Here is a 20698-nt window from a genome sequence, read left to right on the forward strand (position 1 = left end):
CGGCCGTCGCCAGTCGATCTACCCCTCGGTAGCATCGGCTCCATGGCAGAAACGAAGCAGGCAGAGCGCAAGGCGGCCAGGCTCGCCAAGGAGATCAGGGCCTTCGCCGCGGAGCACGGCGGCTCTGAGGGCCACCTCGCGCACATCGGCCAGGCGGGCACCCGGATCGTCCTCGTCGGCAACGACGGCGGCTGGGGCGACCTCGTCGCACCGACGTACGAGATCGCCCGGCAGGCCGCCGAGAAGGCCGAGCTCACCCTCCACGAGGAGTTCGACGGCGACTTCGCCGCCAAGGTCGTCACCGGCCCGTACGAGTGGACCCGGATGGCCGGTATCCAGATCGGCGGCCCCTCCAACGGCTGAGGCAACAACCTCGCGCGGGGCTCACCCGTTAGGACGTGTGGAGAAGCGACACGGCCACGCAGGGAGCCCCCCGAGATGATCGACACGCCGAGCCTGGTGGACCAGTACTGCCACGGGGTGATCCGGACGGAACTCGGCCTCGGCACCTTCGAGGCCCACCTCGGCACCCAGCTCGGCGGGACCGGTGCGCTGCCCGCCGCCGGCACCACCTTCTTCGACACCCAGACCGGCTTCGCCGTGCGCCGCTGGTGCCCGCCGCTGCTCGGCCTGGACGCGCACTGCCCGCCCGCCCGCTACCTGGCGCGCCGCCGCGAGCTGGGCGCGGCCGAGGCGGGCCGGCGGCTGCTGCGCGCCTCAGGGATCGCCACCTACCTCGTCGACACCGGGGTTCCGGACGACCTCACCGGACCGGCCGAACTCGGCGCCGCCGGGGCCGCCGACGCCCACGAGATCGTCCGCCTCGAACCCCTCGCCGAACAGGTCGCCGACACCTCAGGGACCGTCGAGGCCTTCCTCGCCAACCTCGCCGAGGCCGTCCACGGGGCCGCCGTGCACGCCGTGGCCTTCGCCTCCGCCGCCGCGTTCCGCCGGGGACTCGCCCAAGCCCCCGAGCCGCCGGGACCCGGAGAGGTGCGCGGGGCCGCCGGGCGCTGGCTCGCGGGGCGCCCGGCCGGCGGCCGGCTCACCGACCCCGTCCTCCTGCGCCATCTGCTCTGGATCGCGGTGACCGCAGGCCGCCCGCTGCAACTGCACACCGGCGACCGGGACCCCGCGGGCGTCGCCGGGTTCGCCGCCGCCACCGCGGGGCTCGGCACCGACCTGGTGCTGCTGCACTCCTACCCGTACCACCGGGCCACCGCGCACCTGACCGCCGTGCACCCGCACGTCCACGCGGACCTGGGCCCCGTCCTCGCGCAGACCGGCGCCCGCGCCGCGGCCGTCCTCGCCGAGGTCCTGGAGCGGGCCCCGTTCGGGAAGCTGCTGTTCTCCAGCGGCGCCCACGGCCTGCCGGAGCTCCATGTGGTCGCCGCCAGCGTGTTCCGCGCCGCCCTCGCACGGGTCCTCGGCGAATGGGTGGGCGACGGCGCCTGGTCCCGTGCGGACGCCCAGCGCGTCGCCGCGATGATCGCGGCGGGGAACGCCCGCCGGGTCTACCGGCTGGCGTGACCCCCTGCCGTGGTCAGGCGGTCGCGAGTTCCGGGTCGGGCCGGGCCGGGATCTCGGGGGTGGGGAGGGGGCGCTCGCGCAGGCTCAGGGCCAGCCGCAGGACCGCGATCCACATCAGGGACGAGCCGAGCATGTGGAGGGCCACCAGGAGCTCGGGGACCCCGGTGAAGTACTGCACGTAGCCGATGGCGCCCTGGGCGAGCAGCACGATCAGCAGGTCGCGGGCGCGGGCCCGGGTGTCCAGGGGGGCGTCCACCACGCGCAGTACCAGCCACATCGCGAGGGCCAGGGCGCAGACCACCCAGGCGGCGATGGCGTGCAGGTGGGCGGCGTTCGTCCAGTCCCAGGGCATCCGCGGCACGTCGCTGCTGTCACCCGCGTGCTTGCCGGCCCCGGTCACCGTCGTGCCCAGCACGATCAGCAGGGCCGTGGTGAGGGTGATCGCCCAGGAGAGCCTGCGGACCGGGCGCGGCACGCGCGGGCGGGGGGCGGTGTCGCCCTCGCCGGTGCGGTGCCAGGTGACGACCGCGACGGTGAGCAGCGCGTTGGCGGCGAGGAAGTGGCCGGCGACCGTCCACGGGTTGAGGCCCATCCAGACCGTGATGCCGCCGAGGACGGCGTTGCTCATCACGATCCAGAACTGGGCCCAGCCGAGGCGGGTGAGTCCGCGGCGCCACGGCTTGGTGGACCGGGCGGCGATGATGGCCCAGCCGACCGCGGCCGACAGGACGTAGGTCAGCATCCGGTTGCCGAACTCGATCGCACCGCGGTAGCCCTGCTCGGGTGTCACGATCAGACTCTCGTCGGTGCACTTCGGCCAGGTGTCGCAGCCGAGACCGGAACCGGTCAGCCGGACCGCGCCGCCGGTGACGATGATGAGCACGCTCATCACGACGGCGGAGAGCGCGGCGCGCCGGAGCGTCCGGGGGGACGGGGTCCAGCGCCGGGCGATGAGGGCGAGGGGGGTCAGCACGGGCCCTATCGTAGGCGGGGGCTTGTGCACGCATTCACGAGGGGTGCCTTGTCGGGAAACGTCACCCTCTGGGACCCTCCCGCTACTCCCAGCGGAAGAACTTCGCCGCGGCGCCGAGGCCCAGGACGGCCCAGACGGCGAGGGTCAGCGCATCGCCCCAGGGCAGGGCCGCACCGTCCTGGAGGACGGCGCGCAGGCCGTCGGAGAGGGCCGAGATCGGCAGCAGCTCCAGGACCGAGCGGGCCGCGTCCGGGAACTTCGCCAGCGGGACGATGACGCCGCCGCCCACCAGGAGCAGCAGGAAGACCAGGTTGGCGGCGGCCAGGGTGGCCTCCGCCCGCAGGGTGCCCGCCATCAGCAGGCCGAGGCCGGAGAACGCGGCCGTGCCGAGCACGAGGAGGAGCAGCACGGCGAACGGGTTCCCGTGCGGGGACCAGCCGAGGCCCAGGGCGATCGCCGTCAGGAGGGCGACCTGGAGGACCTCGGTGACCAGCACGGCCAACGTCTTGGCGGTCATCAGCGCCCAGCGGGGGAGCGGCGAGGCGCCGAGCCGCTTGAGCACCCCGTAGCGCCGCTCGAACCCGGTCGCGATGGCCTGGCCGGTGAAGGCGGTCGACAGGACGGCGAGGGCGAGGACGCCGGGGGCGAGGAAGTCGACCGCCTCGTCGGCGCCGGTGTCCACGATGTCGACGGTGGAGAAGAGCACCAGGAGCAGCGAGGGGATGATCACGGTGAGCAGCAGCTGCTCGCCGTTGCGGAGCAGCATCCGGGTCTCCAGGGCCGTCTGCGCCGCGATCATCCGGCCGACGGGGGCGGCGCCCGGCCGGGGGGCGTACGTGCCGCTGTTCACGACCGAACCAGTGCTCACGACCGCAGTTCCTTGCCCGTCAGTTCGAGGAAGACGTCCTCGAGGGTGTGGCGCTCGACGGAGATGCCGTCGGGCATGACGCCGTGCTGGGCGCACCAGCTGGTGACCGTGGCCAGCAGCTGCGGGTCCACGTCGCCGGTGATCCGGTACGTGCCCGGGAGCGGCTCCGCCGCGGCCGTGCCGTCGGGCAGCGCCTTGAGCAGGGAGCCCAGGTCGAGCCCGGGGCGCCCGGTGAAGCGCAGGGTGTTCTCGGCCCCGCCGCGGCAGAGCTGCTCGGGGCTGCCCTGGGCGGCGACCCGGCCGGCGTCGACGATGGCGACGTCGTCGGCGAGTTCCTCGGCCTCCTGCATGAAGTGGGTGGTGAGGACCACGGTCACCCCGTCGGCGCGCAGCTCGCGCACCAGGTCCCAGGTGGCGCGGCGGGCCTGTGGGTCGAGTCCGGCGGTGGGCTCGTCCAGGAAGACCAGCTCGGGGCGGCCGACGACGGCCAGGGCGAGCGCGAGGCGCTGCTGCTGGCCGCCGGAGAGGCGCCGGTAGGTGGTCCGGCCGCAGGAGCCGAGGCCGAGCCGCTCGATCAGCGCGTCCACGTCCAGCGGGTGGGCGTGGAGCTTCGCCATGTGGCGGAGCATCTCGTCGGCGCGGGCGCCGGAGTAGACGCCGCCGGACTGGAGCATGACGCCGATCCGGGGGCGCAGGGCGGCCGCGTCGGCGACCGGGTCGAGGCCGAGGACGCGTACGGTGCCGGCGTCGGCCCTCCGGTAGCCCTCGCAGGTCTCGATGGTGGTGGTCTTCCCGGCGCCGTTGGGCCCGAGGACGGCGGTCACGGTGCCGGACCGCACGTCGAGGTCGAGGCCGTCGACGGCGGTCTTGTGGCCGTACCGCTTGACCAGGCCACGGACCTGGACGGCGGAACCGACGGACTCGTTTCGCATGACGGGAAGTCTAGAGAGGGTCCGGAGGTCCTCCCGGCGCGGGTCCGGCCCTCCGGGCGGGCGGCCCGCGGCCGTGTCCGGTCGCCGCCGACCCCCTCGTGGCCTGCGCGTACGCGGTCGTGGGGCGCTCGGAGCGGCTGTTCATTCATCCTACGAATGATCGTTTCCGCAGGTCAGGTAAGCCTTACCTGAGTGACGCAGCGCACCGTCGCCACGTCCGGCGCCGCTTGTCAGTCCGAGATTAATTACGCAACAATGGCGTTGTGAAAAACGTTGGCGCGGCTCCTGTGGAGGAACTCGCGACCCGTGAGCGTTCGACGCGCAACCGGGTCGCGCGATCGATCCTGGACCACGGGCCGTCGACCGTCGCCGATCTGGCCGGCCGGCTCCGCCTCACCCAGGCAGCCGTCCGCCGCCACCTCGACTCGCTCGTCGGCGACAACGTCGTGGAGGCGCGCGAACAGCGCGTCTACGGCGCCCGCGCCCGCGGCCGCCCCGCGAAGGTCTTCGCGCTCACCGACTGCGGCCGGGACGCCTTCGACCAGTCGTACGACTCGCTCGCGGTCGAGGCGCTGCGGTGGATCGAACGCAACGCCGGCGGCGAAGCGGCCGTGGCCGCCTTCGCCCGCGACCGGATCGAGGCCCAGGGCGGCGCCTACCGGGAGGCCGTCGAGGCGGCCGATCCCGCCCAGCGCACCGAGGCGCTTGCCAGGGCCCTGACCGCTGACGGGTACGCTGCCACTGCGCGGAACGCGCCGGTCGGCGAGCAGCTCTGCCAGCACCACTGCCCGGTAGCCCACGTCGCCGAGCAGTATCCACAGCTGTGCGAGGCGGAGACCGAGTACTTCTCCCGCCTCCTGGGAACGCACGTCCAGCGTCTGGCCACCATCGCGCATGGTGACGGCGTCTGCACCACGTTCATCCCGCACAGCGCCCCGCAGACCACCGAATCAGCATCCGCAAGTACGGCCGGGAGGAACCCCGCATGACCACCGAGATCAGCCACCCCGAGCTCGAGGGCCTGGGTCGGTACGAGTACGGCTGGGCCGACTCCGACACCGCCGGTGCCACCGCCAAGCGCGGTCTGAACGAGGACGTCGTCCGCGACATCTCCTCGAAGAAGAACGAGCCCGAGTGGATGCTGAAGCTGCGTCTCAAGGGTCTGCGTCTCTTCGGCAAGAAGCCCATGCCGACCTGGGGCTCCGACCTCTCCGGCATCGACTTCGACAACATCAAGTACTTCGTGCGCTCCACCGAGAAGCAGGCCGCTTCCTGGGAGGACCTGCCCGAGGACATCAAGAACACGTACGACAAGCTCGGCATCCCCGAGGCGGAGAAGCAGCGCCTCGTCGCCGGTGTCGCGGCCCAGTACGAGTCCGAGGTCGTCTACCACCAGATCCGCGAGGACCTGGAGGAGCAGGGCGTCATCTTCGTCGACACCGACACCGCGCTGAAGGAGCACGAGGAACTCTTCCGCGAGTACTTCGGCACCGTCATCCCGGTCGGCGACAACAAGTTCGCCTCGCTGAACACCGCCGTCTGGTCCGGCGGATCGTTCATCTACGTGCCGAAGGGCGTGCACGTCGAGATCCCGCTCCAGGCCTACTTCCGCATCAACACGGAGAACATGGGCCAGTTCGAGCGGACGCTGATCATCGTCGACGAGGACGCCTACGTCCACTACGTCGAGGGCTGCACCGCCCCGATCTACTCCTCGGACTCGCTGCACAGCGCCGTCGTCGAGATCATCGTCAAGAAGGGCGGCCGCTGCCGCTACACGACCATCCAGAACTGGTCGAACAACGTCTACAACCTGGTGACCAAGCGCGCCGTCGCCTACGAGGGCGCCACCATGGAGTGGGTCGACGGCAACATCGGCTCCAAGGTCACCATGAAGTACCCGGCCGTCTACCTGATGGGCGAGCACGCCAAGGGCGAGACCCTCTCCATCGCCTTCGCGGGCGAGGGCCAGCACCAGGACGCCGGCGCCAAGATGGTCCACATGGCCCCGAACACCTCCTCCAACATCGTCTCCAAGTCGGTGGCGCGAGGCGGCGGCCGCACCTCCTACCGCGGTCTCATCGAGATCGGCGAGGGTGCCCCGGGCGCCAAGTCCAACGTGCTCTGCGACGCGCTGCTCGTCGACACGATCTCCCGCTCGGACACGTACCCCTACGTGGACGTGCGCGAGGACGACGTCTCCATGGGCCACGAGGCCACCGTCTCCAAGGTCTCCGAGGACCAGCTCTTCTACCTGATGAGCCGCGGCCTCACCGAGTTCGAGGCCATGGCGATGATCGTCCGCGGCTTCGTCGAGCCCATCGCCAAGGAACTCCCCATGGAGTACGCCCTGGAGCTCAACCGGCTGATCGAGCTGCAGATGGAGGGCTCGGTGGGCTGACGCCCACCCGCCCCGCAGCGACCGATTTTCTTTACGTACGCAGGAAGAGAGCACCCCAACAGCCATGGCTGAGGCTCAGAACATCCCCGCGGGCTCCACCACCGCGGGCTCGATCGCGGTGGCCGCCGAGTCCACCGTCGCCACGCGCATGAGCGCGCCCCCGTCCTTCGACGTCGCGGACTTCCCCGTCCCGCACGGCCGCGAGGAGGAATGGCGGTTCACCCCGCTCGCCCGCCTCCGCGGCCTGCACGACGGCACCGCCGTCGCCTCCGGCGAGGGCGTCAAGGTCGAGATCGAGGCCCCCGAGGGCGTCACCGTGGAGACCGTCGGACGCGAGGACCAGCGCCTCGGCAAGGCCGGCACCCCCGTCGACCGCGTCGCCGCCCAGGCGTACTCCTCCTTCGAGAAGGCCTCGGTCGTCACCGTCGCCAAGGAGAAGGTCCTCACCGAGCCGATCCGCATCACCGTGCACGGCGAGGGCGGCGTCGCCTTCGGCCACCAGGTCATCGAGCTCGGCGCCTTCGCCGAGGCCGTCGTGGTCCTCGACCACTCCGGCGACGCGGTGCTCGCCGCCAACGTCGACTACGTCCTCGGCGACGGCGCCAAGCTGACCGTGGTCTCCGTCCAGGACTGGGACGACAAGGCCGTCCACGTCGCCCAGCACAACGCCCTGGTCGGCCGCGACGCCTCCTTCAAGTCCGTCGTCGTCACCTTCGGCGGCGACGTCGTCCGCATCCACCCGCGGGTCCAGTACGCGGCGCCCGGCGGCGAGGCCGAGCTGTTCGGCCTGTACTTCACCGACGCCGGCCAGCACCAGGAGCACCGCCTCCTGGTCGACCACAACACCCCGCACTGCAAGTCCAACGTGGCCTACAAGGGCGCACTGCAGGGCCAGGACGCGCACGCCGTCTGGATCGGCGACGTCCTCATCCAGGCCGCCGCCGAGGGCACCGACACCTACGAGCTGAACCGGAACCTGGTCCTCACGGACGGCGCCCGGGTCGACTCCGTACCGAACCTGGAGATCGAGACCGGCGAGATCGCCGGCGCCGGTCACGCCTCGGCCACCGGTCGCTTCGACGACGAGCAGCTCTTCTACCTGATGTCCCGCGGCATCCCGCAGGCCGAGGCCCGTCGCCTCGTCGTCCGCGGCTTCTTCGCGGAGCTCGTCCAGCAGATCGGCCTGCCGGACGTCGAGGAGCGCCTCCTGGCCAAGATCGAGGTCGAGCTGGAGGCCTCCGTCTGATGGCCTTCGTCCGAGTCTGCGCACTGAGCGAGCTGGAGACCGACACCCCCAAGCGGGTCGAGGTCGACGGCACGCCGGTGTCGGTCGTGCACACCGAGGGTGAGGTGTTCGCGATCAACGACATCTGCTCGCACGCGAACGTCTCCCTCTCGGAGGGCGAGGTCGAGGACTGCGCCATCGAGTGCTGGCTGCACGGCTCCAGCTTCGACCTCCGCACCGGCAAGCCCTCCGGCCTTCCCGCGACGCGCCCCGTCCCCGTATACCCCGTAAAGATCGAAGGGGACGATGTGCTCGTCTCCGTCACCCAGGAGTCCTGAGTCACCCATGGCAACGCTCGAAATCCACGACCTGCACGTCTCCGTCGACGCGGAGAACGGCCCCCGCGAGATCCTCAAGGGTGTCGACCTGACCATCAAGCAGGGCGAGACCCACGCCGTCATGGGCCCCAACGGCTCCGGCAAGTCGACCCTGGCCTACTCCCTCGCCGGCCACCCGAAGTACACGGTCACCGGCGGCACCGTCACCCTCGACGGTGAGGACGTCCTGGAGATGTCGGTCGACGAGCGCGCCCGCGCCGGCGTCTTCCTCGCCATGCAGTACCCGGTCGAGGTCCCCGGCGTCTCGGTCTCCAACTTCCTGCGCACCTCCGCCACCGCCGTCCGCGGCGAGGCGCCCAAGCTGCGCACCTGGGTGAAGGAGGTCAAGTCCGCGATGGAGCAGCTCCAGATGGACCCGGCCTTCGCCGAGCGCAACGTCAACGAGGGCTTCTCCGGCGGTGAGAAGAAGCGCCACGAGATCCTCCAGCTGGAGCTCCTCAAGCCGAAGATCGCGATCCTCGACGAGACCGACTCCGGCCTCGACGTCGACGCCCTGCGCGTCGTCTCCGAGGGCGTCAACCGGGTCCGCGAGACCGGCGAGGTCGGCACCCTGCTGATCACGCACTACACGCGGATCCTCCGCTACATCAAGCCCGACTTCGTGCACGTCTTCGCGAACGGCCGCATCGCCGAGTCCGGTGGCGCCGAGCTCGCGGACCAGCTGGAGAACGAGGGCTACGACAAGTACGTGAAGGGGGGCGCGTCCGCGTGACTTCTGCCCATCAGGGGCTCTCCGGCCTCCTCGACACCGAGGCGATCCGCAAGGACTTCCCGCTCCTGGATCGCGTGGTCCACGACGGCAAGAAGATCGTGTACCTCGACTCCGCGGCGACCTCGCAGAAGCCGCGGCAGGTCCTCGACGCGCTCAACACGTACTACGAGCGCCACAACGCCAACGTCCACCGCGGCGTCTACACGGTCGCCGAGGAGGCCACGGCGCTGTACGAAGGCGCCCGTGACAAGGTCGCGGCCTTCATCAACGCCCCGAGCCGCGACGAGGTGATCTTCACCAAGAACGCCTCGGAGTCGCTCAACCTGGTGGCGAACATGCTGGGCTGGGCCGACGAGCCCTACCGCGTGGACCACGAGACCGAGATCGCCATCACGGAGATGGAGCACCACTCCAACATCGTGCCGTGGCAGCTGCTCTCGCAGCGCACGGGCGCGAAGCTGAAGTGGTTCGGCCTCACCGACGACGGCCGTCTCGACCTCTCGAACATCGAAGAGGTCATCACCGAGAAGACCAAGATCGTCTCGTTCACGCTGGTCTCGAACCTGCTGGGCACGGTGAACCCGGTCGAGACGATCATCCGTCGCGCCCAGGAGGTCGGTGCGCTCGTCTGCATCGACGCCTCCCAGGCGGCCCCGCACATGGTCCTGGACGTGCAGGCGCTCCAGGCCGACTTCGTGGCCTTCACCGGCCACAAGATGTGCGGCCCGACGGGCATCGGCGTCCTCTGGGGCCGCCAGGAGCTGCTCGAGGACCTGCCGCCCTTCCTGGGCGGCGGCGAGATGATCGAGACCGTCTCGATGCACTCCTCGACGTACGCGCCGGCCCCGCACAAGTTCGAGGCGGGTACGCCCCCGATCGCCCAGGCCGTCGGCCTCGGCGCGGCCGTGGACTACCTCTCGGCGATCGGCATGGAGAACATCGCGCGCCACGAGCACGCGATCACCGAGTACGCCGTCCGGCGCCTCCAGGAGGTTCCGGACCTGCGGATCATCGGCCCCACCACGGCCGAGGACCGCGGCGCGGCGATCTCCTTCACGCTCGGCGACATCCACCCGCACGACGTGGGCCAGGTCCTCGACGAGGAGGGCATCGCGGTCCGGGTCGGCCACCACTGCGCACGGCCGGTCTGTCTGCGGTACGGAATTCCTGCGACCACGCGGGCGTCGTTCTATCTGTACTCCACGCCGGCCGAGGTCGACGCCCTCGTCGCCGGTCTGGAGCACGTACGGAACTTCTTCGGCTAGGGGACGGCTCGTGAAGCTCGATTCGATGTACCAGGACGTCATCCTGGACCACTACAAGCACCCGCACGGGCGCGGTCTTCGGGACGGCGACGCCGAGGTGCACCACGTCAACCCGACGTGCGGCGACGAGATCACGCTCCGCGTGAAGTACGACGGCTCGCGCATCGAGGACGTGTCGTACGAGGGTCAGGGCTGCTCCATCAGCCAGGCCTCGGCGTCCGTCCTCAACGAGCTGCTCGTCGGCAAGGAGCTGGCCGAGGCGCAGAGGATCCAGGGCACCTTCCTGGAGCTGATGCAGTCCAAGGGCCAGATCGAGCCCGACGACGCCATGGAGGAGATCCTGGAGGACGCGGTCGCGTTCGCCGGGGTCTCCAAGTACCCGGCCCGTGTGAAGTGCGCCCTGCTCAGCTGGATGGCGTGGAAGGACGCGACCGCCCAGGCCCTGGGCGAGGGCGACCAGAAGTCTGTGAGGAAGTCGGCATGACCGAGAACGCCGAGGCCACGATGAAGCCGGCCTCCGAGGAAGAAGTCCGCGAGGCGCTGTACGACGTCGTCGACCCCGAGCTGGGCATCGACGTCGTCAACCTGGGCCTCATCTACGGCATCCACATCGACGACGCGAACATCGCGACGCTGGACATGACGCTGACGTCGGCGGCCTGCCCGCTGACCGACGTGATCGAGGACCAGGCGAAGTCCGCGACGGACGGCATCGTCAGCGAACTGAAGATCAACTGGGTCTGGATGCCCCCGTGGGGCCCGGACAAGATCACGGACGACGGCCGCGAGCAGCTGCGCGCGCTCGGCTTCAACGTCTGAGACACCAGCGCGTACGAGACGGCCGTGCCCTTCGGGGCACGGCCGTCTCGCATGTCCGGGACCGGCGCGGACGGGCCGGCCGGCGGCTCGGCTAGCCGAGTCCCGCCGCGCGGGCCAGGTCCGGGGCCAGGTTCTCCTTGCGGATGCGCTGGTCGACGTAGAGCAGGGCGGTGACCAGGGGCGGGAAGACGGAGACGAACGCCTGGCTGATCAGCTGGCCGATGATCACCACCGTGAGGAGCACGACCAGGGAGCCCACCATGGCGGCCGAGTCCTCGCCGGAGAAGTCGGCGGCCGACAGCGGGGCCGACGCCAGGGCGGACAGGAGCTGCTGGATCAGCATGCCGACGACGGAGGCCATGATCCCGGCGGCGAACAGGCAGCCGAACATCCGCCACCAGTCGCCGCGGACCAGGTGCGCGGAGCGGCGCATCGAGGCGACCGGGCCCTGGCCCTCCATCACGGCGGCGGCCGGGGCCAGGCTGTACCTCACCCAGATCCACAGGCCGAACGGCAGGATCACCAGGGCGGCGAGGAGCAGCAGCAGGGGGATCGTGAACGAGATGTCGGAGGCCGTCGCGCCGCCGTCCAGGTCCCCGAGGTCGGCGACGAGGACGGTCACCATCGCGAGGAAGGCGCCGAAGAAGAGGACCATCGGGATCAGCAGTGCCGCGGTGGTCAGGAACACGGTGCCGAGCACGGCGGGCACCCGGGCCCAGGAGCGGCGCCAGAGCGCGCCGATGGTGGTGGGCCGGCCGAGCACCGCCTCCTGGACCACGGCCGGGCAGGCCGCCGCCACCAGGGCGCTCGCGCCGACGAACACGACCATGGCGACCAGCCAGACGCAGACGAAGGCGATGATCAGCGGGCGGATGTCGTCCCACCCCGGCTCCTGCCCCGCGGGCAGGTCGAACACGGCGGGGAGGTCGTCGCCGACGGCCAGGTACGCCACGCCGATCGCCGCCCCGACGACCAGCAGGGCACCGAGGTAGGCGGCCGCCCCCACGCCGAGGAGCTGCTTCCAGTAGCGGCCGAAGGTGCTGAAGGCGCCGGTCAGGATCGTGCTGAAGGAGGGCCGAGACCGTGGTCGACGCCCTCTCCCGCCGCACCGACCCGGTCACCGCCCGCGCCCTGGTCGCCCTCGTGGACGGCATCTGCCTCCAGTCCCTGCTCACCGGCGTGCCCTACGACGAGGAGTACGCGCGCCGAGACCGTGGTCGACGCCCTCTCCCGGGCGGCGGCCCTGGGGGAGTCGTCATGCGGGACACCGTATCGGGCGGTGTTGCGTACGSSCGTACGCAACGTTGTGTACGCTTGTACGCATGGGATACGGACTGCTCGCGGGCGCCATCGCGGCCGAGGTGCTCGCCACCACCTCCATGAAGTACAGCGACGGCTTCAGCAAGCTCTGGCCCTCGCTCGTCACCGGCATCGGATACGTGGTCGCCTTCGCACTCCTCGCGCAGGCGCTCAAGACGCTCCAGGTCGGCACCGCGTACGCCGTCTGGGCAGGCGCGGGCACCGCCGCCGTCGCCGCCATCGGCATCCTCTTCCTCGGGGAGACCCTCAGCCTCGCCAAGATCGCGGGGATCGCACTCATCATCGCCGGGGTCGTCGTCCTCAACCTGGGCGGTGCCCACTGATGGCCCGCGCCCGGCGCCACGACCCCGACCGGCGGGACCGGATCGTCGACGCGGCCCTCCGGGTCGCCGCACGCTCCGGGATCGACACCGCCGCCGCGCTCGCCCGCCTCATGGGGGAGTGGATCAGCGGCGAACGCGCCCAGGTGGAGCTGGAGTACGAGCTCTACCTCGCCGCCCTGCGCCGCCCCGCACTCCGCCCCGTGGCCGCCGAGTGGGCCGAGACCGTGGTCGACGCCCTCTCCCGCCGCACCGACCCGGTCACCGCCCGCGCCCTGGTCGCCCTCGTGGACGGCATCTGCCTCCAGTCCCTGCTCACCGGCGTGCCCTACGACGAGGAGTACGCGCGCGTGATGCTGGCGCGGGTGCTGGATCCGGGCGGCGGCGCGCCGACCGACACCTGAGACCGGTTGGCCCGCGCGGGGCCCCGACCGTTAGGTTTTCCGTCATGACCACCACTGCTCCTCGCACCACCGGCGCCGTCGCCGCCGGCCTCGCCACCATCGCCGGCGACGGCACCGTTCTCGACACCTGGTTCCCCGCCCCCGAGCTGACCGAGGCGGCCGGCCCTGCCGGCACCGAGCGGCTCACCCCCGACGAGGCCGTCAACGCCCTCGGCGAGGGCGCCGCCAAGGCCCTCGGCGTCGACGCCCGCCGCGGCGTCGAGGTGGTCGCCGTCCGCACCGTCATCGCCTCGCTCGACGAGAAGCCGCTCGACGCCCACGACGCCTACCTGCGGCTGCACCTGCTCAGCCACCGCCTGGTCAAGCCGCACGGCCAGAGCCTGGACGGCGTCTTCGGCCTGCTCGCCAACGTCGCCTGGACCTCGCTCGGTCCGGTCGCCGTCGACGACATCGAGAAGGTCCGCCTCAACGCCCGCGCCGAGGGCCTGCACCTCGCCGTCACCAGCGTCGACAAGTTCCCGCGGATGACCGACTACGTCGCGCCCGCCGGGGTCCGTATCGCCGACGCCGACCGCGTCCGTCTCGGCGCCCATCTCGCGGCCGGCACCACCGTCATGCACGAGGGCTTCGTCAACTTCAACGCCGGCACCCTCGGCACCTCGATGGTCGAGGGCCGGATCTCCGCCGGCGTCGTCGTCGGCAACGGCTCCGACATCGGCGGCGGCGCCTCCACCATGGGCACCCTGTCGGGCGGCGGCAACGTCGTCATCTCGATCGGCGAGCGCTGCCTGATCGGCGCCGAGGCCGGCGTCGGCATCGCGCTCGGCGACGAGTGCGTCGTCGAGGCCGGCCTGTACGTCACCGCCGGCACCCGGGTCACCATGCCCGACGGCGAGATCGTGAAGGCCCGCGACCTCTCCGGCGCCTCGAACATCCTCTTCCGCCGCAACTCGGTCACCGGCGCCGTCGAGGCCCGCCCGAACAACGCGGTCTGGGGCGGGCTCAACGACATCCTCCACAGCCACAACTGATCCGGTGACTCTGCGTTAACAGAACGCGGAGTCACCGTACGCAGACGAGGCGAGGAGTCGACATGAGGACACGGCCCACGGTCGCAGGAGTGCTCACGATGGCGGCGGTGCTGCTGCCGGCCGGGACGGCCGCGGCGGACGAGACGCACACCCAGCACGGTCCGACCGTCACCAACGGGCCCAGCCTCTCCCTCCACACGGGTCAGATCGACGACCCGCTGGAGGACGTCCTGGAACACGCCGCCGTCCTCGGCAGGACCTACACGACCGACTCCGCCTGACGCAGCGCCTCGTACAGACCCCGCAGCCCGTCGACCGTCTCCCGGTCGGCGGGCTGCAGCGGTTCCCGCACCGGGCCGCCGAGCAGGGCCTTCACGGTCACGGTGCCGGGCAGGCCCGCGGCCATCATCCGCTCGGCCAGCGGCAGCAGCCGGGCGTTGAGCCGGGCCGCCCCCGCCGTGTCCCCCGCGTCGAAGGCGTCGAGCACGGCACGCAGCGGGCGGGGCGCCACGTTCGCCACCGTGCTGACGTAACCCGCGCCGCCGAGCGCGTACAGCGGGAGGTTCAGCTCCTCGCAGCCCGAGTAGTACGCGAGCGGGGTCTCCGCAATCAGCCGGGCCGAACCCAGCAGGTCGTACGCGCAGTCCTTGACCGCCACGATCCGCGGGTGCTCCGCGAGCCGCCGCAGCGTCGCGGGCTCGACGCGGGTGCCCGTGCGGCCGGGGATGTCGTAGACCATCACCGGGAGACGGGTGGCGTCCGCGACCTTCAGGAAGTGGGCCTCGACGCCCGCCTGCTGGGGGCGGCTGTAGTACGGCGTGACGACGAGCAGGCCGTCCGCGCCCGCCTCCGCGGCCCGCCCGGCGAGCTCCGCCGTGTGCCGGGTGTCGGCGGTGCCGACCCCCGCGAGGACCGAGGGGCCGGGGCCGACGGCCTCCCGGACGGCGCGGACGAGGGCGGTCTTCTCGTCGTCGGAGGTGGTCGGCGACTCGCCGGTGGTGCCGTTCAGGACCAGCCCGTCGCAGCCCTCGCCGACGAGCCGGACCGCCAGCTTGCCCGCCGCGTCGAGGTCGAGCTCACCGCCGGGGGTGAACGGAGTGATCATCGCACAGAGCGCGCGGCCGAAGGGGCGTGCCGGGTGGGCGGTGGAAGGGCTCATGCTCGCAGTCTGGGCGGATCCGACGGTGAAGGTCCACTTAGATCTGCTTCGGTCGAAAGGTCACGGTTGCTTAAGCGTGCCGGGCTCCGGTGTGCCCGGCCTCGGGGCGGGGCCGGTCCGCGGCGGGGCCGAGCGTGAGTTTGAAGCCCTCGTGGCTGGGGGTGTAGCCCAGGGAGGTGTAGAAGCGGTGGGCGTCGGTTCGGCGCTTGTCGCTGGTCAGCTGGACGAGTGCGCAGCCGCGGTCCCGTGCGCGGGCCGCCGCCCGCTCCAGCAGCTCCCGGCCGAGGCCGCCGCCGCGTCGGTCGGGCCTGATCCGGACCGCCTCGACCAGGGCCCGTTCGGCGCCGGCCCGGCCGAGCCCCGGGATGTACGTGATCTGGAGGCAGCCCAGGACCGGCCCGCCGGCCGTCAGGACCAGCATCTCGTTGCGCGGATCGGCCTCGATGTCCGCGAACGCCCGCTCGTACGCCTCGGTCACGACGACCGAGGCGGGGTCCACGGCCGTGTCCTCGTCGGCAAGCAGCGCGAGGACGGCGGGGAGTTCGGCACGGGTCGCGGGGCGCAGGAGCAGGTCGCTGGGGATCATGGCGCGAAGTGTCCCACGGGGAACAGGGGTTGACCTCAACCAAGGTTGAGGCGGGACGGTGGAGTCGTCCGGGGGAGGCTCCTCCGGGCAAGCCCGCCCAGGAACAGGAGACCTCCATGAACGCCGTCGCGCACCCCGACGCCCGTCCCGACCTGCACCGCCCCGGAGTCGGCGCCGTCCTCGTCAGCACCTGGCGGGTCGGCACCCCCGAGTGCCAGCGGGCGGCCGTCGACGCCGTCCGCAAGGCCTGGGAGAGCCGGGAGTGGCCGGACCTCGGGCTGCTCTCGTACAGCATCTACGCCGGTACCGACGGGGACACCCTGCTGCACTACTCGCAGTGGACCGCCGAGCAGGCCTACGAGGACTTCGTCCGCACCTACCGCGACGACCGGAACGCCGAGATCGACGCCGCCGTGCCCGGCATCGAGCGGGTCGAGCTGCGCCGCTACGCGCCGATCCACCGGTCCGCCGTCCTCGGTACGACCGGCGCGGGGGAGCTGCCCGGGGTCGTGGCGATCGTCGAGGTCGACTTCGACGGGCCCGACGCGGGACGCCGACGGGCCTGGGTGGACACGGTGTTCACCGCCCTGGACGAGGACGCGGCACTGCGTCCGGGGACCGGCGCGACCGCCGTCCACTTCCATCTGGCCACCGACGGCGGGCGGGTCCTGAACCACGCAGCGTGGGAGAGCGAGCGGGCCCACGAGGAATGGCTGGCCGACGAGAGCCGGGAGGTCGGGGCCTGGGCGCGGGTGCACCGCTACCCGGGGCTCGTGGGCAGCCGGATGAAGCGGTACACGCCCGCGCTCAGCCTGAGCGCGGGCGTGTGAACCGGCGTGGGCGACCGGGGCGTTCGCCCGTGGCCGCGTGACCCGGCGTGGGGCCGGGGGGCCGGCTACGGGCGGAAGCGCACGACCTGGGGGTCGTGGTCGCTGTCCTGGTCGGCGAACTCGGCGTTGATGTGGACGCTGTCGTACGCGAAGCGGTGCACACCGGGGCTCGTCAGGATCTGGTCGAGGACCTGGCTGTTGCCCTGGTAGACGTACGAGTAGCGCTCGCTGCGCGGCAGCGACTTCACGGCCGGGTACAGCGCGCCGCCGTCGGTCAGGGCCTTGGTCGTCCCCGAGAACTCGAAGTCGTTGATGTCGCCGACGACGAGGACGTCCGCCTGCTTCTCGACCGCGAGGAGCTGCTTCACGAAGCCGTTGACGGACTGCGCCTGGAGCAGCCGCTTGGCCTCCGAGGAGCGGGCCGGGGGCTGGTGGTGCGAGACGATCGACTCGTCGCCGCCCTTCGAGCCGAAGTGGTTGGCGATCACGAAGACCGTGCGGCCGCGGAAGACGAACTCGCCCGCCAGCGGCTTGCGGCTGCTCTCCCAGGCGGTGTTCGCCGGGTCGATCCGGCCGGGGGAGACCGTCAGGGCGGCGTGGCCCCTGCGGCCCGTGACGCCGGTGGCCGAGCTCGGGTCGGTCGCCGCGCGGTCCGTGAAGGACACCCGCTCGGGGTTGAACAGGAAGACCTGACGGATATTGCCGCCGGGCTCGCCGCCGTCCTTGTTGTTCTCCGGGTCGACCGAGCGCCAGTCGTACGCCGGGCCGCCGGCCGCCACGATCGCGTCCGTGAACTTCTTGACCGTCTGGTCGGCGGCGACCGTGCCGTCGTTCTTGGCGCCGTTGTTGTCCTGGATCTCCTCCAGGGCGAGGATGTCGGGCGAGGCGAGGTTCGCGACGACCGCCTTCGCGAGCGCGTCGAACTTCTCCTGCGGGTCGGTCGGGTCGAGGTTCTCGACGTTGTACGTCGCCACGGCCAGCTCGTTCCGGTGCTGCCGGTCCGTGGTCTCGCGCTCCAGGCCCCGGTCGACGACCGTGCCGAGGGTGCGGGCGGTGACCGTGTAGCCGCCGAACTGGTTGAAGTCGAGCGGACCCTCGGTGGTGCCGGTCAGCCGGTCGCCGACGTTCGCCTTGGGGAACGGCTGCTGGGCGGTCGGGGTCAGCGACTGGATCTGGAGTCGGCCGGTGTTCTGGTCCTCGTACGAGCCGTAGACCGTGCCGCCGCGCCGGTTGCGGTTCTCCCAGGGCTTCACCGTGACCCACAGCTCGGAGTACGGGTCGGTGGCGCCGACCACGCGCGAGGAGCCGATCCGGACGTTGGTGCCCTCCAGGGACTCGTAGTAGTCCAGGGCGTACTTACGGGGGTCGAGCGTCAGGCCGTTGATCGAGCCCCCGGCCGCCGGGTCGCCCGCCGGGGTGTACCGGGAGGGGACGGACCAGGCCGAGATCGTCACCGGGGCCGGGACCGGGTTGCCCTGGGAGACCACCGTGACGACCGGCTTGGAGAGCTGGGTCAGCGACTGGTTGCCGGAGGTCAGGCCACCGGGGACGTACTCGGTGACCGTGCCGCTCAGGCTGACCGCGTCGCCGACGGCGACCGTCGGGACGGAGCTGGTGAAGACGAAGAGGCCTTCGCTGGTGGCGGGGTTGCCGTCGCCCTCGGGGTCCTGGATCCAGAAGCCGCGCGAACCGTAGGTGCGGACGCCGGTGACGATGCCGGTCACACCGGTGACCTGCTGGCCGACGAGCGGCGAGACGCGCGTGGTGCCCTGGATGTCGTGGATGCGGACACCGGCCGCGTCCTCGGCGGCGGCGTTCGTCGAACCGGCCAGCAGACCCGCGGCGAGCGCGGCGGCGACGACGGTGGAGACCGCGGCGGAGCGCGCGGCGGTGCGGCCGGCAGATCTCGGTATGGAGGAAGGCATCAGGGGACTCCGAGGGTGCTTGGAGGAACGGCAGATTAATCTACGCGCGTCAATCTCTTTGCACAGCGCCCAACTTGTCAAGAGTCGACGGGTGTACGAAGGCTGACGGACGCATGAACCGCCGGAGGTCCTCCCGGATGCGTCTACGCTGAGAGCCGCGCTCCGGGCCCGGCTCCGAGCCGCTCCCCACCCCTCCGGCCACCACCCCGCACCTGCCGGCCGACCGGCCCGGCCCGCGCGCTCGGCACCGCGCACCCACCATGCTTGACCCCACTCACCCACTCACCCACGGACGCGTCGAGGAGACCCCCCAGATGTCAGCGGAGCACCCCACCCTTCCCCCCGTTCGGCTGCGTGCGGACGCGGAGCTGGCGCGGGACGCACTGGCGGCCCCCCTCCTCGCGAACGCGGTACGGCTCGCCCGCTGGGCCGGGCCCGACACCCGGGTCGACGCGGGCGGCGAACTCGTCGACGAACAGCTCCCCGAGGCGGTCGACGTCCTCGGCCTCGCGCACGACGAGGACGGTGAGATCGCGGCCGGCGACGCCTGGCGGCTGGCCGTCGACACCGGCCTGGTCGGCGTCGAGGACGGAGAGGCCGGCGAGGCGGACGAGACGGGGGACACCCCCGGGCGGGCCGCCGCCGGGGACAACCTCGCGGTCGTCACCGGCGGTTCGCCCCAGGACGTCCTCGCACTCTGGCTGGACGGCTTCGACGCCGTCTTCGCCGACGCCGTCGCCCCCGTCCTCGACGACCTGGACGCGATCGTCGGCGAGGACGGCGAGATCGACATCGAGGCGCTCGACTGGGACCCCGAGGTCGAGGCCGAGTTCCTGGAGGGCGTCCTCGGCAACCTCTACCTGCTCACCGTCAGCGAGGGCGGGGCCGGCGAGGGCCCGGTGCCGCTGCCCGCGCTCGCCGCGTCGATGGTCGTCCCCGACGACATGGGCGAACCGACCGACGACGTCCTGGAGCAGGTCTCGGACGCGATGATGCGGCTCGACGAGCAGTTCCGGCTGCTCGAACCCATCGGGCTCGTCGAGTACCAGCCGGTCGACGAGGCGCTGATGGCGGAGGAGGGCGAGGAGCCCGCGCCGCCCGTCGACGACGAGGACGTCACCCGGTACGGCATGGTCCGGCTCACCGACCTCGGCCTCTACGGCGTCCGGGCCCGGATGCTGGAGGCGGGCGTGGACGCCCCCGCCGTCGGCGACCTCGCCGACAAGGGCGCCGACGCCCTGCTCGACGGGATCTCCGGCTACCCGGAGGCCGCCGCCCGCGAGGAGACGGCCGCCTGGCTGGCCGGCCGCGCGCCGCTCGCCGCCGCCCGCGAACTGCTGCACGCCGCCCGCGGCTCCGACGCCGGGTCGCCGCTGCGCCGCCTGCACTGCCAGCAGACGCTGTCCCTGGTCGGGGCGGAGGCGGAGCCCGCTGTGCGCGAGGTCCTGGACGACGCCGAACTGGGTGGCCTCGCCCGGGTCTGGCTCGCCGAGAACGGCGCGGCGGACGTGCCCGCGCCGCCGGAGTCGATGATCTTCTGGCTCGCGATCGACACGATCGCCGCGCAGCTCGACGCCGACGGGGACCTGCAGGAGCTCCAGGAGCTGGTCGAGGGGCTCACGGGGCGGCACAGCGGCTTCTTCGAGGCGGCCTGGCGGGTGGAGCACCCGGCGACCGCGGAGGTCCTGGACGCGATGGGACGCCTGCACCGCGACAAGAACGTGGCGAAGGAGGCCCGCAAGGCGGCCTTCAGGGCCCGGTCCCGCTCGGGCGTGTGACGACGACCCGCCGGGACGACGCACGGCGGGGGCTTGCCTGACGCGGCGGGTGTGCGGGGGCACGCCTGACGGGCGGGTGTACGGGCCTGAGGAGGCGGCCTTCAGGGCCCGGTCCCGCTCGGGCGTGTGACGACGACCCGCCGGGACGACGCACGGCGGGGGCTTGCCTGACGCGGCGGGTGTGCGGGGGCACGCCTGACGGGCGGGTGTACGGGCCTGAGG

Annotated in this window: 23 protein-coding genes and 1 pseudogene; 17 read left to right on the forward strand and 7 right to left on the reverse strand. The window is 72.0% G+C overall.

Annotated elements, in window-relative coordinates:
* Window positions 1–42: 42 nt before the first annotated feature.
* A complete protein-coding gene (locus tag EAO70_RS22440) occupies window positions 43–363 on the forward strand; it encodes a hypothetical protein (RefSeq protein ID WP_148004612.1) in 321 nt (106 codons plus the stop codon).
* A 75-nt stretch (window positions 364–438) separates the two neighbouring features.
* Complete coding sequence (locus EAO70_RS22445) at window positions 439–1530, forward strand: amidohydrolase family protein (protein ID WP_148004613.1); 1092 nt, start codon at window positions 439–441, stop codon at window positions 1528–1530.
* Window positions 1531–1543: 13 nt separating this feature from the next.
* On the opposite strand, the gene EAO70_RS22450 is transcribed toward EAO70_RS22445, so the two are convergent.
* From EAO70_RS22450 to EAO70_RS22460, 3 genes are all read right to left on the reverse strand, one after another.
* Entirely contained in the window at window positions 1544–2512 is a 969-nt protein-coding gene (locus EAO70_RS22450; protein WP_148005300.1) for a COX15/CtaA family protein, read from the reverse strand.
* A 73-nt stretch (window positions 2513–2585) separates the two neighbouring features.
* Entirely contained in the window at window positions 2586–3353 is a 768-nt protein-coding gene (locus EAO70_RS22455; RefSeq protein WP_148005301.1) for an ABC transporter permease, read from the reverse strand.
* Window positions 3354–3367: 14 nt separating this feature from the next.
* A complete protein-coding gene (locus EAO70_RS22460; protein ID WP_148004614.1) occupies window positions 3368–4303 on the reverse strand; it encodes an ABC transporter ATP-binding protein in 936 nt (311 codons plus the stop codon).
* A 263-nt stretch (window positions 4304–4566) separates the two neighbouring features.
* Between EAO70_RS22460 and EAO70_RS22465 the strand changes: the two genes are divergently transcribed.
* The 8 genes from EAO70_RS22465 to EAO70_RS22500 all read left to right on the forward strand — a co-directional run bounded on the left by EAO70_RS22465 (window position 4567) and on the right by EAO70_RS22500 (window position 11123).
* Complete coding sequence (locus EAO70_RS22465; protein WP_148004615.1) at window positions 4567–5292, forward strand: helix-turn-helix transcriptional regulator; 726 nt, start codon at window positions 4567–4569, stop codon at window positions 5290–5292.
* Window positions 5289–6704 (forward strand): Fe-S cluster assembly protein SufB, encoded by a 1416-nt coding sequence (sufB, locus tag EAO70_RS22470; protein ID WP_148004616.1) that lies wholly within the window; start codon window positions 5289–5291, stop codon window positions 6702–6704. The genes EAO70_RS22465 and sufB overlap by 4 nt, the downstream gene beginning before the upstream one ends.
* 64 nt (window positions 6705–6768) lie before the next feature.
* Entirely contained in the window at window positions 6769–7950 is a 1182-nt protein-coding gene (gene sufD, locus EAO70_RS22475; protein ID WP_148004617.1) for a Fe-S cluster assembly protein SufD, read from the forward strand.
* Window positions 7950–8267 carry a bifunctional 3-phenylpropionate/cinnamic acid dioxygenase ferredoxin subunit gene (locus EAO70_RS22480; RefSeq protein ID WP_030205123.1) on the forward strand — a complete coding sequence of 106 codons (318 nt, stop codon included), beginning with the start codon at window positions 7950–7952 and terminating at the stop codon, window positions 8265–8267. The genes sufD and EAO70_RS22480 overlap by 1 nt, the downstream gene beginning before the upstream one ends.
* 7 nt (window positions 8268–8274) lie before the next feature.
* Window positions 8275–9039 carry a Fe-S cluster assembly ATPase SufC gene (gene sufC / locus EAO70_RS22485; protein ID WP_148004618.1) on the forward strand — a complete coding sequence of 255 codons (765 nt, stop codon included), beginning with the start codon at window positions 8275–8277 and terminating at the stop codon, window positions 9037–9039.
* A complete protein-coding gene (locus EAO70_RS22490) occupies window positions 9036–10304 on the forward strand; it encodes a cysteine desulfurase (RefSeq protein ID WP_030322528.1) in 1269 nt (422 codons plus the stop codon). The genes sufC and EAO70_RS22490 overlap by 4 nt, the downstream gene beginning before the upstream one ends.
* Window positions 10305–10314: 10 nt before the next feature.
* Window positions 10315–10788, forward strand: coding sequence for a Fe-S cluster assembly sulfur transfer protein SufU (gene sufU, locus EAO70_RS22495; protein WP_148004619.1), 474 nt, complete (start codon window positions 10315–10317; stop codon window positions 10786–10788).
* Window positions 10785–11123, forward strand: a complete 339-nt coding sequence (locus tag EAO70_RS22500; RefSeq protein ID WP_073917183.1) for a metal-sulfur cluster assembly factor — start codon at window positions 10785–10787, stop codon at window positions 11121–11123. The genes sufU and EAO70_RS22500 overlap by 4 nt, the downstream gene beginning before the upstream one ends.
* Before the next feature lie 91 nt (window positions 11124–11214).
* Here the strand turns inward: EAO70_RS22500 and EAO70_RS22505 are convergent, their stop codons facing one another.
* Window positions 11215–12129, reverse strand: coding sequence for an oxidoreductase (locus tag EAO70_RS22505; protein WP_261992985.1), 915 nt, complete (start codon window positions 12127–12129; stop codon window positions 11215–11217).
* Between the two features lie 71 nt (window positions 12130–12200).
* On the opposite strand from EAO70_RS22505, the pseudogene EAO70_RS39445 reads away from it, so the two are divergent.
* From EAO70_RS39445 to EAO70_RS22530, 5 genes and pseudogenes are all read left to right on the forward strand, one after another.
* Window positions 12201–12344: pseudogene (locus EAO70_RS39445) on the forward strand (TetR family transcriptional regulator); the annotation flags it as partial.
* A 101-nt stretch (window positions 12345–12445) separates the two neighbouring features.
* Entirely contained in the window at window positions 12446–12766 is a 321-nt protein-coding gene (locus EAO70_RS22515; protein ID WP_148004621.1) for a DMT family transporter, read from the forward strand.
* The gene (locus tag EAO70_RS22520) at window positions 12766–13167 is read left to right on the forward strand and encodes a TetR/AcrR family transcriptional regulator (RefSeq protein WP_148004622.1); all 402 of its coding nucleotides are present in this window, start codon (window positions 12766–12768) and stop codon (window positions 13165–13167) included. The genes EAO70_RS22515 and EAO70_RS22520 overlap by 1 nt, the downstream gene beginning before the upstream one ends.
* 44 nt (window positions 13168–13211) lie before the next feature.
* Window positions 13212–14198: a 2,3,4,5-tetrahydropyridine-2,6-dicarboxylate N-succinyltransferase gene (dapD, locus tag EAO70_RS22525; RefSeq protein WP_148004623.1), complete on the forward strand. Its 987-nt coding sequence runs from the start codon at window positions 13212–13214 to the stop codon at window positions 14196–14198.
* Window positions 14199–14260: 62 nt separating this feature from the next.
* A complete protein-coding gene (locus EAO70_RS22530; RefSeq protein ID WP_148004624.1) occupies window positions 14261–14479 on the forward strand; it encodes a hypothetical protein in 219 nt (72 codons plus the stop codon).
* On the opposite strand, the gene dapA is transcribed toward EAO70_RS22530, so the two are convergent.
* Window positions 14458–15357, reverse strand: coding sequence for a 4-hydroxy-tetrahydrodipicolinate synthase (gene dapA, locus EAO70_RS22535; protein ID WP_148004625.1), 900 nt, complete (start codon window positions 15355–15357; stop codon window positions 14458–14460). The two genes, EAO70_RS22530 and dapA, sit on opposite strands and share 22 nt — an antisense overlap.
* Window positions 15358–15427: 70 nt before the next feature.
* Complete coding sequence (locus EAO70_RS22540; RefSeq protein ID WP_187283989.1) at window positions 15428–15943, reverse strand: GNAT family N-acetyltransferase; 516 nt, start codon at window positions 15941–15943, stop codon at window positions 15428–15430.
* A 116-nt stretch (window positions 15944–16059) separates the two neighbouring features.
* Here EAO70_RS22540 and EAO70_RS22545 point away from each other — a divergent pair, with 116 nt between their 5' ends.
* On the forward strand, window positions 16060–16773 hold the full coding sequence (locus tag EAO70_RS22545) for an antibiotic biosynthesis monooxygenase (RefSeq protein ID WP_148004626.1): 714 nt from the start codon (window positions 16060–16062) through the stop codon (window positions 16771–16773).
* A gap of 65 nt (window positions 16774–16838) precedes the next feature.
* On the opposite strand, the gene EAO70_RS22550 is transcribed toward EAO70_RS22545, so the two are convergent.
* The gene (locus EAO70_RS22550) at window positions 16839–18698 is read right to left on the reverse strand and encodes an endonuclease/exonuclease/phosphatase family protein (RefSeq protein WP_148004627.1); all 1860 of its coding nucleotides are present in this window, start codon (window positions 18696–18698) and stop codon (window positions 16839–16841) included.
* A 314-nt stretch (window positions 18699–19012) separates the two neighbouring features.
* Between EAO70_RS22550 and EAO70_RS22555 the strand changes: the two genes are divergently transcribed.
* A complete protein-coding gene (locus tag EAO70_RS22555; RefSeq protein ID WP_148004628.1) occupies window positions 19013–20476 on the forward strand; it encodes a hypothetical protein in 1464 nt (487 codons plus the stop codon).
* The last annotated feature ends 222 nt before the right edge of the window (window positions 20477–20698 follow it).

The organism is Streptomyces sp. adm13(2018), assembly GCF_008042145.1.
Taxonomy (GTDB): domain Bacteria; phylum Actinomycetota; class Actinomycetes; order Streptomycetales; family Streptomycetaceae; genus Streptomyces.

Coding starts and splice junctions, on each gene's coding strand:
- EAO70_RS22440 (WP_148004612.1), top strand. CDS start 43: ATGGCAGAAACGAAGCAGGCAGAGCGCAAGGCGGCCAGGCTCGCCAAG.
- EAO70_RS22445 (WP_148004613.1), top strand. CDS start 439: ATGATCGACACGCCGAGCCTGGTGGACCAGTACTGCCACGGGGTGATC.
- EAO70_RS22460 (WP_148004614.1), bottom strand. CDS start 4,303: ATGCGAAACGAGTCCGTCGGTTCCGCCGTCCAGGTCCGTGGCCTGGTC.
- sufB (WP_148004616.1), top strand. CDS start 5,289: ATGACCACCGAGATCAGCCACCCCGAGCTCGAGGGCCTGGGTCGGTAC.
- sufD (WP_148004617.1), top strand. CDS start 6,769: ATGGCTGAGGCTCAGAACATCCCCGCGGGCTCCACCACCGCGGGCTCG.
- EAO70_RS22480 (WP_030205123.1), top strand. CDS start 7,950: ATGGCCTTCGTCCGAGTCTGCGCACTGAGCGAGCTGGAGACCGACACC.
- sufC (WP_148004618.1), top strand. CDS start 8,275: ATGGCAACGCTCGAAATCCACGACCTGCACGTCTCCGTCGACGCGGAG.
- EAO70_RS22500 (WP_073917183.1), top strand. CDS start 10,785: ATGACCGAGAACGCCGAGGCCACGATGAAGCCGGCCTCCGAGGAAGAA.
- EAO70_RS22515 (WP_148004621.1), top strand. CDS start 12,446: ATGGGATACGGACTGCTCGCGGGCGCCATCGCGGCCGAGGTGCTCGCC.
- EAO70_RS22520 (WP_148004622.1), top strand. CDS start 12,766: ATGGCCCGCGCCCGGCGCCACGACCCCGACCGGCGGGACCGGATCGTC.
- dapD (WP_148004623.1), top strand. CDS start 13,212: ATGACCACCACTGCTCCTCGCACCACCGGCGCCGTCGCCGCCGGCCTC.
- EAO70_RS22530 (WP_148004624.1), top strand. CDS start 14,261: ATGAGGACACGGCCCACGGTCGCAGGAGTGCTCACGATGGCGGCGGTG.
- dapA (WP_148004625.1), bottom strand. CDS start 15,357: ATGAGCCCTTCCACCGCCCACCCGGCACGCCCCTTCGGCCGCGCGCTC.
- EAO70_RS22540 (WP_187283989.1), bottom strand. CDS start 15,943: ATGATCCCCAGCGACCTGCTCCTGCGCCCCGCGACCCGTGCCGAACTC.
- EAO70_RS22545 (WP_148004626.1), top strand. CDS start 16,060: ATGAACGCCGTCGCGCACCCCGACGCCCGTCCCGACCTGCACCGCCCC.
- EAO70_RS22550 (WP_148004627.1), bottom strand. CDS start 18,698: ATGCCTTCCTCCATACCGAGATCTGCCGGCCGCACCGCCGCGCGCTCC.
- EAO70_RS22555 (WP_148004628.1), top strand. CDS start 19,013: ATGTCAGCGGAGCACCCCACCCTTCCCCCCGTTCGGCTGCGTGCGGAC.